Raw genomic sequence first — 12,670 nt, forward strand, 5'->3', positions numbered from 1 at the left:
CGGATGGTGTGGCCTTCGGGCGGCGCGGCTCGGGTGATGCAGTTTCCGGGTCGGGCCGAGCTGGGTGGGGCTGGACCGTGCTCCGGGCTCGGGTCTGTCGCGGGGTCCTGGCCGAGCCGCCGTGGTGATGTCGATGCGGGATGTTGCAACGGCCGTGACCGTCGGCATCCGGATGGACCGGCGGCGCTGGGCAGGCCCACGGCCATGACCATCCTTCGATCAAGCGCTCAAGACCGGCGACCGCGCCGCCGCGATGTGCACCGGACCGCATGATCCAAGGACGGATCTGGCGGTGTGGGCGGCCAGGGTTGTCCTTCGATCAAGCGCCCGGGACCGGTGAGCGGCGCAGCTGCGGTGTGCGCCGGACCAGTTGATCCAAGGGATGGATCTGGCGGTGCGGGTGGCCATGACCGCACTTGATCGAGTGCTCGGGATCGGCGACCGCGCTGTTGCGGTGTGCGCCGGCCCGGTTGATCCAAGGACGGATGTGGCGGTGGGGGTGGCCAGGGTTGTCCTTCGATCGGGTGCTCGGGATCGGTGTGTGCACGGTGTCGGGTGACTGGCCGTCGCGGGTGCTGGCTTGATCCAAGGACGGGTCTGGTCGTGCGCGTGGCCAGGGTTGTCCTTGGATCATGTGGTCGAGTCCGGCGACGGGGCCGTTGCCCTGGTCCGGGTGCGGTGGTGCGTTCGGTGACGGGGCTGTTGCCTGGTCCAGGGGCGGATCTGGCGGTGCGGGCAGACGCTGTTCGCCCAGCCGCCACAGACGTTGATCAATGCCCAGCTTTGCGGCTTTTGTCCACAGGCGGTGTGGGATCCGCGGCGGGTTGAGCGATCGAGCTGTGGGTGGATCGCGCAACGTCCATCGCGCGGCGGGGGCATGCGGGGTATTGGTCAACGTCTGTTCGCTGGGTGCGGGTCGGGGCTGACGGGGTCCGTGATCCGGAAGGGTTTGTGCAGCCCAGGTGGCGCAAGGTCTTCCCGGAGCATGGGGAGCCCTGGTCACTGCGGAGGGCGGCCACCGGATGCGGCGCGCATGCGCCGCTCGGCCTGGCTCGAGCCTCGGTGCGGGCAGTGCGTCGCGGAGCGGCGCATTGGGGTGCGGGTGAGGATCCCCGCAGGGGTCCGCCGCGGCAGCGGTGGGGGGAATTACAGCTTGAGCTGGGGAAACGCGGTAACGTTCGGAAAAGGGTCAACTTCCGTTGGATTCAGCAAAAGTTTGGTAACGGGAGATAGAAGACCTAGACGCGGCGCTTCGGAGGGCCTAAAGTCTCGACGCAACACGGGTGTAACGCATGGCACACGACCCGGCAACCGGCACCTCAACGGAGGTGTGGTGGTGTAGCCGCGTGTCGCGGACGCCTGCCTGCGACCAGATGAGGAGGTGCCATTGTGAACACGGTCAGTGCGGTAGACGGCCCCGTTCAGTCGCGCCTGCTCCGCTTGTTGCGGGACACCGGTGCGTTGTCGCGTGCGGAGCTGGCGGATCGCCTGGAGGTGCCGCGGCCGCGGCTGCTCGCGGACCTGGACGCGCTCGTCGCGACCGGGCTCATCCGCGAGGCGGGCCCGGCGGCGAGCCGGGGTGGTCGCAGGTCGACGCTGGTGGAGCTGAACCCGGATCTGCGGTTCGCCGCGGTGGACCTGGGGGCGAGCTCGATCGACGTCGAGATCACCGACGGGCGGCTGGAGCCGGTCGCGGCGTACGGGGAACCCGCCGACATCAGGTCGGGACCGAAAGTAATACTGCAACGGGTCAACGAGATTCTGCACAAGTTCCGTGTGGATGGCTCGTTCGAGCGGTTGCACGCCATCGGCATCGGCGTGCCAGGGCCGGTCAGTTTCCGGGACGGCGTTCCGGTCTCGCCACCGATCATGCCCGGCTGGGACAGGTTCCCGGTGCGGGAGGTGCTCGGGCGCGAGTTCAACTGCCCGGTCGTCGTCGACAACGACGTGAACATCATGAGCATCGGCGAGCGCTACGGCGGCGTCGCGCACTCGGTGGACAACCTGCTCTTCCTCAAGGTGGGGACCGGCATCGGGTGCGGCATCTACCTCAACGGTGAGGTGTACCGGGGCACCGACGGGTGTGCCGGCGACATCGGGCACATCCAGGTCGACAGTCACGGGCCGGTGTGCTCGTGCGGCAACGTCGGCTGCCTGGAGGCCTTGTTCGGTGGCGGCGCGCTGGCGCGTGACGCGACGGCGGCGGCCCGCAGCGGTGCCTCACCGGCGCTCGCGGACCGGCTGAACGCCAACGGCATCGTGACCGCCAAGGACGTCGCCGACGGCGCCGCCGAGGGTGACGTCACGTGCATCCGCCTGATCCGTGACGGTGGGCGCCGGGTGGGTGGGGTGCTGGCCGGCCTGGTCAGCTTCATCAACCCGTCGATGATCGTGATCGGCGGCGGTCTCGCCGGCCTCGGTCACATCCTGCTGGCGGAGATTCGTAGCGTCGTCTACCGGCGTTCGCTTCCCCTCGCGACCGGCAATCTGCCGGTCGTCCTGTCCGAGCTCGGCCCCCGCGCCGGCGTTGTTGGCGCCGCGGTCCTGGCCAGCGAACTCGCATATGGACGGCCATCATGACAACTACGGACGACATCGTCCTGAAACTTACCGATGTGGTGAAGACCTTCCCCGGCGTCCGTGCGCTCGACGGGGTCCAGCTGGAGGTGCGGGCCGGGGAGGTGCACTGCCTCCTCGGGCAGAACGGCGCCGGCAAGTCCACGCTGATCAAGGTGCTCTCGGGCGCGCACACCCCGGACTCCGGCGAGATCATGTGGCTGGGTCAGCCGGCCACGTTCAACAGCCCGCAGACGGCCATGAAGGCCGGCATCGCCACCATCTACCAGGAGCTCGACCTCGTCGACGGCCTCAGCGTCGCCGAGAACATGTACCTCGGTCACGAGCCGCACAGTGCCGGGTTCGTCGCCCGGCGCACCATGCGCCACGGCGCGGCGGAGATCCTCGCGCGGCTCGGCCACGCGGAGATCCCCGTGGGCCGGGAGGTCGGCAAGCTGCCGGCCGCCGCGAAGCAGATCGTGAGCATGGGCCGGGCGTTGTCCCGCGAGGCGCGGCTGCTCATCATGGACGAGCCGAGCGCCGTGCTCGCCCACGACGAGGTGCAGAACCTGTTCCGCATGGTCCGCGCGCTGACGGCGCAGGGCATCGCGGTCATCTACATCTCCCACCGTATGGAGGAGATCCGCGAGATCGGCGACCGCGTGACGGTGCTCAAGGACGGCCGCACCACGGCGGCCAACCTCGACGCGAAGGCCACGCCGACCCGCGAGCTGGTCAGCAAGATGACCGGCCGCACCATCGAGTACGTCTTCCCGGATAAATCGGATAAGTCGAATAAGTCGGACAAGCCGGCGGAAGAGCTGCTGCTCAGCGTCGATGGCTTGAGCCTGGAAGGGCGATTCAGCGACATCTCGCTGAACGTCCACGCGGGGGAGATCGTCGGGATCACCGGCCTGGTCGGCTCCGGGCGGTCGGAGGTGCTGGAGACCATCTTCGGCGCCCGCCGCGCCACCGCCGGCACGGTCGCGATCGGGGGCAAGGTGCTGCGCAAGGGCAGCGTCAACGCCGCCGTGAAGGCCGGCATCGGCATGGCCCCCGAGGAGCGCAAGAGCCAGGCGCTGCTGCTCGGCGAGCCGATCTACCGCAACGTCACCCTCGCCGGGTTCACCCGCTTCGCCCGCGCCGGCTTCACCGACGCCGGGCGCGAGCGCTCCGAGGCCCAGAAGATCACCCAGGGCCTCGACCTGCGCCCGAACGACGTCCGGCGCCCCGTGCGTACCCTCTCCGGCGGCAACCAGCAGAAGGTCGTCGTCGGCCGGTGGCTGCTGGGCGGCACCCGGCTGCTCCTGCTCGACGAGCCCACCCGAGGCGTCGACGTCGGCGCCCGTGCCGAGCTCTACCAGGTGATCCGCAGACTCGCCGACGAGGGTGTCGGTGTGCTGCTCGTGTCCAGCGAGGTGCCCGAGGTGCTGGGCCTGTCCGACCGTGTGCTCGTCATGCGTGAGGGACGGCTCGTACGGGAGGCTCCGGCGGACGAACTCGACGAAGACACCGTGCTCGACCTCGTGATGGCCGGCTCACTGCTGGACGGGGCCGATCTGGCGAGCACCGCCCCTGAAGGGACCGCAGCATGAGCACCGCGACCACACCCGACTCCGTGGAGCTGAGCAAGGGCGCGGCGAACGCCGCCGGGCAGGGCTGGTTGCAGCGGGACGGTGCCGATTCCGTCAAGCGCAACCTCGCCCTCATCGGGGTCCTGGTGCTGCTGCTGATCATCGGTGCCGTCACCCGTCCCGACATCTTCCTCGACCTCGACCGGCTCTGGTCCAACGAGCTGACCGTGCTGACCCAGGCGTCCAGCATCGGCGTGATCGTGGTCGGCATGACGTTCGTGATGATCAGCGGTGGCATCGACCTGTCGGTCGGCGCGCTGCTGGCCCTCGCCAGCGTCTGGTGCACCACCGTGGCGACCCAGGACATGGGGCCGGCCGCGATGGTCTTCACCGCGCTCGCCGTCGGTGCGGCCGCCGGCCTCGTCAACGGCGGCCTGATCGCCTACGGCAAGCTGGTGCCCTTCATCGCGACGCTCGCCATGATGCTGTCCGCCCGTGGTCTCGCCCAGAACATCTCCGGGTCGCACACCCAGATCACGTCGGACCCGTTCATCAAGAGCCTCGCCGGCGACCGCCTGCTCGGCGTCCCGTACATGGTCATCATCTTCGTGCTGGTCACCGCGCTCGGCTGGGTCCTGCTCAACCGCACCACCTTCGGCCGCCGCACCATCGCGATCGGTGGCAACGCCGAGGCCGCCCGCCTGGCCGGCATCAACGTCCGGCTGCAGACGATGCTGCTGTACGTGCTGTCGGGCCTCTGCTGCGGCATCGCCGCGCTGATGATCGTGTCCCAGACCACCTCCGGCAGCAACACCCACGGCGACCTGTACGAGCTCAACGCCATCGCTGCCGCGATCATCGGCGGCACCGCCCTCACCGGCGGCCGCGGCACCATCGTCGGCTCGCTCCTCGGCGTGCTGATCTTCACCCAGATCACGAACCTGTTCATCGTCAACAACCTGCAGCTGGACGTCCAGCGGATCATCAACGGCGGCATCATCGTCGCCGCGGTCCTCATCCAGCAGTTCCGGGTCGGCTCCTTCCTCCGGACCCGCCTCAACAGATAGGCACTTCGGTCCCACCCCGATAGGGCGCATCGCCACCGAACACCCAGCACCGCCGTCGTCGACGGCAGTGTGGATCAACACGCCCAAAATGCAGCAAAACCTACCCGCCCCCCCATCCCACAGACGACCAGGAGGTCGTGATGAGCGCATCCTCGGGTGACATGTCCCGCCGTAAGCTTCTCCTCGGCGGGGCCGCCCTCGGCGCCGGTGCACTGCTCGCCGGTTGCACGTCCAACGACAAGAAGGACAGCGACGCCGGCACCACCACCAAGGAGAACGCCGCCGCCACCGAGGCGCCCGGCAAGGCCGTCACCATCGGCTTCTCCGCCCCGGCCGCCGACCACGGCTGGATCGGCGCGATCACCGCGAACGCCAAGGCGCAGGCCGCCAAGTTCTCCGACGTGACCCTCAAGGTCGTCGACGCCGGTAAGGACGCCCCCGCGCAGATCGCCGCGCTGGAGACCCTGATCGGCTCGAAGCCCGACGCGATCGTGCTGCTGCCGCAGGACGGCGCGCAGCTGACCGAGATCGGCAAGAAGGCCACCGCGGCCGGCATCATCGTCATCAACCTGGACCGTGAGTTCTCCGACTCGGCCGCCTCGTTCTCGCTGATCAAGGGCGACAACTACGGCATGGGCATCGCCGCCGGCAAGTACATCGGCGAGAAGCTCAAGGGCAAGACCGACGCCGTCATCGGCGAGATCCCGGGCATCGACGAGCTCCAGCTGACCAAGGACCGGTCGAAGGGCTTCGCCGACGCGCTCAAGACCTACGGCCTCACGGTCAAGCACCGCGTCGCTGCGGGCTTCACCGTCGAGTCCGGCCAGAAGTCCATGGCCAACCTGCTGCAGGCCGCGCCGAAGCTCGACGCCGTGTGGAACCACGACGACGACCAGGGCGTCGGTGTCCTCGCCGCGATCCAGCAGTCGGGCCGCAAGGAGTTCTTCATGGTCGGTGGCGCGGGCTCCCGCGACGCGATGGACCACATCAAGGCCGGCGACACGGTGCTGACCGCGACGGTCACCTACCCGCCGTCGATGGCGTCCTCGGCGATCATCCTGGCCCGCCTCGCCGCCCAGGGCAAGGGCATGGGCGACCTGGTCGAGCTGCAGGTGCCGAAGCTGATCGTCCTGCAGTCCGAGACGATCACGAAGGACAACGTCGACAAGTACCTGCCGCTCGGCTTCAAGTCCTAGCAGGTCGTCAGGTAGAGCCAACCACCAGAAAGGAAACCGCCAGTGTCCACTCAGGGCAGCAGCGGGGAGCTGCGCGTCGGCATGGTCGGATACGCATTCATGGGCGCCGCGCACTCACAGGCGTGGCGCACCGTGAACCGGGTCTTCGACCTGCCGGTGCGGGCGACCATGGTCGCCGTCTGCGGCCGCGATGGGGCGAAGGTGGCGGACGCCGCCAGCCGGCTCGGGTGGGCCGAAGCGGTGACCGACTGGCGCGAGCTGATCGCCCGGGACGACATCGACGTCATCGACGTCTGTACCCCGGGCGACAGCCACGCCGAGATCGCCATCGCCGCGCTCGAAGCGGGCAAGCACGTGCTGTGCGAGAAGCCGCTCGCCAACACGGTCGAGGAGGCGCGCGCGATGGTCGCGGCGGCGGCGAAGGCCCGGGCGCTCGGCGTCCGGTCCGCCTGCGGGTTCAACTACCGCCGGGTCCCCGCCGTCTCGTTGATGCGCAACCTCATCGCCGACGGCCGGCTCGGCGCCATCCGGCACGTCAGAGCCGTCTACCTGCAGGACTGGATCACCGATCCCAACTTCCCGCTCGTCTGGCGGCTCCAGAAGGACAAGGCCGGCTCGGGCGCGCTCGGCGACATCGGCGCGCACATCATCGACCTGACCCAGTTCGTCACCGGGCAGCAGATCACCGGCGTCACCGGCATCACCGAGACGTTCATCAAGGAGCGCCCGCTGCCGGAGGCGTCCAGCGGGCTCTCCGCGAGCGCGGGCGCCACGACGGGTGAGGTCACCGTCGACGACGCCGCGGTCTTCGTCGCCCGGCTCTCCGGCGGCGGCCTGGCCACCTACGAGGCGACCCGCTTCGCGACCGGCCGCAAGAACGGGCTCAAGGTCGAGATCAACGGCGAGCTCGGCTCGCTCGTCTTCGACCTGGAGCGGCTCAACGAGCTCGAGTACTACGACGCCACGAAGCCGGCCGCCGAGCAGGGCTTCAGCCGCATCCTGGTGACCGAGGGCGAGCACCCGTACCTCTCCGCCTGGTGGCCGCCGGGCCACATCATCGGCTACGAGCACTCGTTCACCCACGAGATGCGGGACTTCATCGAGGCGGTGGCCACCGGATCGGATCCGACGCCGTCGTTCGAGGACGCGCTGCAGGTACAACTCGTGCTCGACGCCGTGGAGAAGTCCGACGCCTCCTGGGTGAGCGTGCTGGCATGAACGATCCCTACGCCCCCACTCCCGCGGACCGGTTCTCGTTCGGGCTCTGGACGGTGGGCTGGCAGGCCCAGGACGTCTTCGGCTCGGCGTCGCGCGCGGCGCTCGACCCGGTCGAGTCCGTGCACCGGCTCGCGGAGCTGGGGGCGTACGGGGTGAGCTTCCACGACGACGACCTGATCCCGTTCGGCAGCGACGAAACCGTCCGGGACAAGCTGATCGGCCGCTTCCGCGAGGCCCTCGACACCAGCGGCATGGTGGTGTCGATGGCCACCACCAACCTGTTCGGCCACCCGATCTTCAAGGACGGCGCGTTCACCGCCAACGACCGTGCCGTCCGCCGGTTCGCGCTGCAGAAGGTGCTGCGCAACATCGACCTCGCCGCCGAGCTCGGCGCGCCGACCTACGTGCTGTGGGGCGGTCGCGAGGGCGCCGAGTCCGGTGCCGGCAAGCAGATGCGGGCGGCGCTCGACCGGTACCGCGAGGCCATCAACGCCCTGTGCGCGTACATCCGCGAGCGTGGCTACGACATCCGCCTCGCCATCGAACCGAAGCCCAACGAGCCCCGCGGCGACATCCTGCTGCCGACGATCGGCCACGCCCTCGCACTGATCTCGACCCTGGATGAGCCGTCGCGGGTGGGGCTCAACCCCGAGGTGGGCCACGAGGAGATGGCCGGGCTCAACTTCGCCCACGGCATCGCCCAGGCGCTGTGGCACGGCAAGCTCTTCCACGTCGACCTCAACGGCCAGCACGGCCCGCGGTTCGACCAGGACCTGCGGTTCGGCGCCGGCAACCTCCGCGGCGCCTTCTGGACCGTCGACGTGCTGGAGAACAGCTCCGGCTACCCGACGGCCTACGCGGGACCCCGCCACTTCGACTACAAGCCACCACGTACCGAGGACGCCGCGGGGGTGTGGGTCACCGCCGCAGCGTGCATGCGCAACTACCTGATCCTCAAGGACAAGGTCCGTGCGTTCCGTGACGACCCCGAGGTGTCGGCGGCGCTCGCGACGGCCCGCGTCGACGAGCTTTCGGTGCCGACGCTGATGCCGGGGGAGTCGCTCTCGGCGCTGCGGGCCGAGGAGATCGACGTCGAAGCGGTGGCCGCCCGCGGGATGGCCTTCGAACGCCTCGACCAGCTCGCCATGGAACACCTCCTGGGGATCAGGGGATGAGCACCGCATAAAACGAAGCTTTTCCTCGCCGGCAGCGAGGGCCTTGCCGCGGTTGCGCCCCGCGGCAGGGTAGCCGGCGGGGAAGGGTCCGTCGGGCCGGCGCGGCACGTGTGCCGCGCCGGCGGACGGGCAACAACTGAAGACGACATCATGACGGCGCGACGGCGCGCGCTCACGCCCATCGTGAAGGATCTGTCATGCCCAGAAGCACAGCCCGGAACTGGTTCGCCGCCGCTACGGCGGGCCTGCTCGCCGCGGCCACACTGAACCCGGTGCCCGCCAGCGCCGCCGATGCCCCGTACAAGGTCCTGGTCTTCTCGAAGACCGCGGGCTTCCGCCACTCGTCGATCCCCAACGGCATCGCCGCCGTCCAGTCGCTCGGCTCCACCAACAACTTCACCGTCACCGCCACCGAGGACGCCGCCGCGTTCACCGCCGCCAACCTGGCCCAGTACCAGACGGTCGTCTTCATGTCGACGACCGGGGACGTGCTCAACGACGCCCAGCAGACCGCGTTCGAGGCCTACATCCGTGGCGGCGGCGGGTACGTCGGCGTGCACGCCGCGGCCGACACCGAGTACAGCTGGCCGTTCTACGGCACGCTCGCCGGTGCCTGGTTCGCGTCGCACCCGGCGATCCAGCAGGCGAGCGTGAACGTCGAGGACCGCAGCCACCCGGCCACGGCCCACCTCGGCGCCACCTGGACCCGCACCGACGAGTGGTACAACTACCAGACCAACCCGCGGGCCACGGCGCACGTCCTGGCCTCGCTCAACGAGTCGTCGTACTCGGGTGGATCGATGAGCGGCGACCACCCGATCACCTGGTGCAAGACCATCGACAGCGGCCGGTCGTTCTACACCGGCTTCGGGCACACCGAGGAGAGCTACGCCGACACCAACTTCCGCAACCTGCTGCTCGGTGCCATCCGGTACACGGCGAAGCGCGTCGACGGCAACTGCGCGGCGCCGGTCCAGCCGTCCGGCAGCGTCTACCAGGCCGAGGCGTGGTCGGCGACCGGCGGCGTCCAGGTCGCGAACCACGCGGCCGCCGTCGGCGGCAAGACCGCCGGCTACATCGACAACAACGACTGGATCTCGTTCACCGGCGTGAACCTGTCCAACGTCACCGGCGTCAGCCTGCGCTCGTCGTCGGCCGGCGCGGGCGGTACCGTCGAACTGCGCGCCGGAAGCACCACCGGCACTCTGCTCGGCAGCGCCGCGATCGCCAACACCGGCAGCTGGGAGACCTTCCGCGACGTGTTCACGCCGCTGTCGACCAACGCCAGCACCTCGTTGTTCCTGGTCTTCCGTGGCACCGGCAGCTCCCTGTTCGACCTCGACCAGCTCACCCTGACGCGCTCCGCCACGACCCGCCAGGGCGAGGCGTGGTCGTCGATGAGCGGCCTGCAGGTCGCCGGGCACGCCCCCGCCACCGGTGGGCAGACCGCCGGGTTCATCGACAACAACGACTGGGCCGCGTACACCGGACTGTCGCTGGGCACCGCCGCCGGCGTCCGCGTCAAGTGGTCCTCGGCCGGCCCCGGCGGCACGATCGAGCTCCGGGCCGGCTCGGCGACCGGCGCGCTGCTCGGCACGCTCGCGGTCGCCAACACGGGCAGCTGGGACACGTTCCGCACGGCCTCGGTCGCCCTGGTCCCGAACGCGTCGACCACGCTGTGCCTGGTGTTCCGCGGCGGCAGCGGATCGCTCTTCGACGTCGACGAATTCACGGTGTTCAGCGCCTGAACTTCGGTCGCGGGTTCTCCCGCGACCGGACAGACGGGTGGCGGGGTCGCGACGCCGACCGGCCCCGCTGTCCGGGCCCCGTCCGCTCGGATGCACCACAGCACCTGCACAACGTCCCGGGTGGTGACGCCGACTCCCCCCGTGGCCGGGCAGGTGCGATCCGGGCGGACGGGTCGCCTTTTTTGGCTGTTGTACTGGCATCGCCTGGTTCCTAAACTGGGTGTTGCACCTGGTCGGCCCTTGGACAGGTGCGGGTGGGAGGCGCAACCCACCCGCGCCGCTGGTTGCGTTCATCGGCCTCTTTTCAGGTCTCTCCCTCGCGCCCTCATCACCGCCGTTACACCGGAGGAACTCTCATGGCGCGTCCGATCACGCTGTTTACCGGCCAGTGGGCCGACCTGCCCTTCGAGGAGGTCTGCCGGCTGGCCTCGGAATGGGGCTACGACGGCCTCGAGATCGCCTGCTGGGGTGATCACTTCGAGGTCGACAAGGCGCTCTCCGACGAGTCCTACGTGGACCGCAAGCTGGAGACCCTGGCCAAGCACAACCTGAAGGTCTACGCGATCTCCAACCACCTGGTCGGCCAGGCCGTCTGTGACCACCCGATCGACCAGCGGCACCAGGGCATCCTGCCCGCCCGCATCTGGGGCGACGGGTCGCCGGAAGGCGTCCGCCAGCGGGCCGCCGCCGAGATCGCGGACACCGCCCGCGCCGCCCGCAAGCTCGGCGTCGACGTGGTGGTCGGCTTCACCGGCTCGTCCATCTGGCACACCCTGGCCATGTTCCCGCCCGTGCCGCCGCAGATGATCGAGGACGGCTACCAGGACTTCGCCGACCGGTGGAACCCGATCCTCGACGTCTTCGACGAGGTCGGCGTCCGCTTCGCGCACGAGGTGCACCCCAGCGAGATCGCCTACGACTACTGGACCACCAAGCGCACCCTCGAGGCGATCGGCAACCGGCCCGCGTTCGGCCTCAACTGGGACCCGTCGCACTTCGTGTGGCAGGAGCTCGACCCGGTGAACTTCATCTTCGACTTCGCCGACCGGATCTACCACGTCGACTGCAAGGACGCGAAGGTCCGCACCGGCGACGGGCGCCGCGGGCGGCTCGCCTCGCACCTGCCGTGGGCCGACATGCGCCGCGGCTGGGACTTCGTCTCGACCGGCCACGGCGACGTACCGTGGGAGGACTGCTTCCGGGCGCTCAACGCGATCGGCTACAACGGCCCGATCTCCATCGAATGGGAGGACGCGGGCATGGACCGCCTCATCGGCGCGCCCGAGGCCCTCTCGTTCGTGCGCCGGCTGGCGTTCGACGCCCCGGCGGCCGCCTTCGACGCGGCGTTCTCGTCCTCGTCCTGATCCTGCACACACGAAAGGCCGGCCTCGCGGCCGGCCTTTCGTGTGTTGTCGTTTCTTTCGCTTAGTAGCTGGTGCCGCCGCTGGGGGTCGTCTTGGACGGACCCGTGGTCGCCAGCACGTCCCGCTCGATGGCCGGCGTGGTGGTCGTCTCCGAGGAGCCCATCAGCCGCTGCCCGAGATCGCTCTCAGCGAACCGGCTGTTGGCCAGCTTGTCGGTCACCATGGTCTTGCCCTCGCTGTAGAGCCGCGTCGCCTGCTCCTGGACGACCCCGGCGGCTTCCTGCACCGTCGGGCTCTCCTTGATCTTCAGGGCAGTCGCCTTGAGCTCTTCGTACTTCTCCCGACCGGCCCGGGCGCCGAGCACGAAGCCCGCGGCCAGTCCGCCGAGGAACAGTAGCTTGCCGCGCATAGCGACGAACCTCCTTCTGAGCGGCGCCCGGTCATCGTTACGTCTTCAGCGCCGTCCTGGTCCTGAGTTACCCGTCCATCCTCGTTCCGACACATCGATCATGTACCCGTTTGCCGAGATCTGGCACACGATGGGATGGTCTCCGCCGCGCCGCGCACAACCCGCTGGCGCGACCCCGGGGTGCGTGCTGTACTCTTTGCCGGTCGCCCTGATTCACCGGGTTTCCTGGGGGGTCTGAGCGCTGCAATCCCGCGTAGCTCAATTGGCAGAGCAGCCGGCTGTTAACCGGCAGGTTATAGGTTCGAGTCCTATCGCGGGAGCTCCAAACGGCCCCTTACCGGGGCCATTTTACTGCCCGGACCC

General features: G+C 69.3%; 9 protein-coding genes and 1 tRNA gene. 9 read left to right on the forward strand and 1 reads right to left on the reverse strand.

The window, feature by feature from the left end:
- Positions 1–1,461: 1,461 nt before the first annotated feature.
- The 8 genes from ACQEVZ_RS34370 (at position 1,462) to ACQEVZ_RS34405 (ending at position 11,898) form a co-directional block, all read left to right on the forward strand.
- Entirely contained in the window at positions 1,462–2,580 is a 1,119-nt protein-coding gene (locus tag ACQEVZ_RS34370; protein WP_425552318.1) for an ROK family protein, read from the forward strand.
- Positions 2,577–4,151 carry a sugar ABC transporter ATP-binding protein gene (locus ACQEVZ_RS34375; RefSeq protein ID WP_433374233.1) on the forward strand — a complete coding sequence of 525 codons (1,575 nt, stop codon included), beginning with the start codon at positions 2,577–2,579 and terminating at the stop codon, positions 4,149–4,151. Before ACQEVZ_RS34370 ends, ACQEVZ_RS34375 begins: the two co-directional genes overlap by 4 nt.
- Positions 4,148–5,197, forward strand: coding sequence for an ABC transporter permease (locus ACQEVZ_RS34380; protein WP_433374236.1), 1,050 nt, complete (start codon positions 4,148–4,150; stop codon positions 5,195–5,197). Before ACQEVZ_RS34375 ends, ACQEVZ_RS34380 begins: the two co-directional genes overlap by 4 nt.
- 140 nt (positions 5,198–5,337) lie before the next feature.
- Positions 5,338–6,393 (forward strand): substrate-binding domain-containing protein, encoded by a 1,056-nt coding sequence (locus ACQEVZ_RS34385; protein WP_433374239.1) that lies wholly within the window; start codon positions 5,338–5,340, stop codon positions 6,391–6,393.
- Between the two features lie 81 nt (positions 6,394–6,474).
- Complete coding sequence (locus tag ACQEVZ_RS34390; RefSeq protein ID WP_360563635.1) at positions 6,475–7,611, forward strand: Gfo/Idh/MocA family protein; 1,137 nt, start codon at positions 6,475–6,477, stop codon at positions 7,609–7,611.
- Positions 7,608–8,786: a xylose isomerase gene (xylA, locus tag ACQEVZ_RS34395; RefSeq protein WP_363396714.1), complete on the forward strand. Its 1,179-nt coding sequence runs from the start codon at positions 7,608–7,610 to the stop codon at positions 8,784–8,786. The genes ACQEVZ_RS34390 and xylA overlap by 4 nt, the downstream gene beginning before the upstream one ends.
- Positions 8,787–8,983: 197 nt before the next feature.
- On the forward strand, positions 8,984–10,534 hold the full coding sequence (locus ACQEVZ_RS34400; protein ID WP_360563504.1) for a ThuA domain-containing protein: 1,551 nt from the start codon (positions 8,984–8,986) through the stop codon (positions 10,532–10,534).
- A gap of 356 nt (positions 10,535–10,890) precedes the next feature.
- Positions 10,891–11,898 carry a sugar phosphate isomerase/epimerase family protein gene (locus ACQEVZ_RS34405; protein WP_344506043.1) on the forward strand — a complete coding sequence of 336 codons (1,008 nt, stop codon included), beginning with the start codon at positions 10,891–10,893 and terminating at the stop codon, positions 11,896–11,898.
- 61 nt (positions 11,899–11,959) lie between these two features.
- Here the strand turns inward: ACQEVZ_RS34405 and ACQEVZ_RS34410 are convergent, their stop codons facing one another.
- The gene (locus ACQEVZ_RS34410) at positions 11,960–12,307 is read right to left on the reverse strand and encodes a hypothetical protein (RefSeq protein WP_344506044.1); all 348 of its coding nucleotides are present in this window, start codon (positions 12,305–12,307) and stop codon (positions 11,960–11,962) included.
- 247 nt (positions 12,308–12,554) lie between these two features.
- Here ACQEVZ_RS34410 and ACQEVZ_RS34415 point away from each other — a divergent pair.
- Positions 12,555–12,627: transfer RNA gene (locus ACQEVZ_RS34415), tRNA-Asn, on the forward strand.
- Positions 12,628–12,670 lie beyond the last annotated feature (43 nt).

The sequence above is a fragment of the Dactylosporangium sp. CA-152071 genome (assembly GCF_050936335.1).
Classification (GTDB): domain Bacteria; phylum Actinomycetota; class Actinomycetes; order Mycobacteriales; family Micromonosporaceae; genus Dactylosporangium; species Dactylosporangium maewongense.

Excerpts from the sequence above, each read along its gene's own strand:
- ACQEVZ_RS34380 (WP_433374236.1), top strand. The coding sequence starts at position 4,148 with ATGAGCACCGCGACCACACCCGACTCCGTGGAGCTGAGCAAGGGCGCG.
- xylA (WP_363396714.1), top strand. The coding sequence starts at position 7,608 with ATGAACGATCCCTACGCCCCCACTCCCGCGGACCGGTTCTCGTTCGGG.
- ACQEVZ_RS34390 (WP_360563635.1), top strand. The coding sequence starts at position 6,475 with ATGGTCGGATACGCATTCATGGGCGCCGCGCACTCACAGGCGTGGCGC.
- ACQEVZ_RS34375 (WP_433374233.1), top strand. The coding sequence starts at position 2,577 with ATGACAACTACGGACGACATCGTCCTGAAACTTACCGATGTGGTGAAG.
- ACQEVZ_RS34385 (WP_433374239.1), top strand. The coding sequence starts at position 5,338 with ATGAGCGCATCCTCGGGTGACATGTCCCGCCGTAAGCTTCTCCTCGGC.
- ACQEVZ_RS34410 (WP_344506044.1), bottom strand. The coding sequence starts at position 12,307 with ATGCGCGGCAAGCTACTGTTCCTCGGCGGACTGGCCGCGGGCTTCGTG.
- ACQEVZ_RS34400 (WP_360563504.1), top strand. The coding sequence starts at position 8,984 with ATGCCCAGAAGCACAGCCCGGAACTGGTTCGCCGCCGCTACGGCGGGC.
- ACQEVZ_RS34405 (WP_344506043.1), top strand. The coding sequence starts at position 10,891 with ATGGCGCGTCCGATCACGCTGTTTACCGGCCAGTGGGCCGACCTGCCC.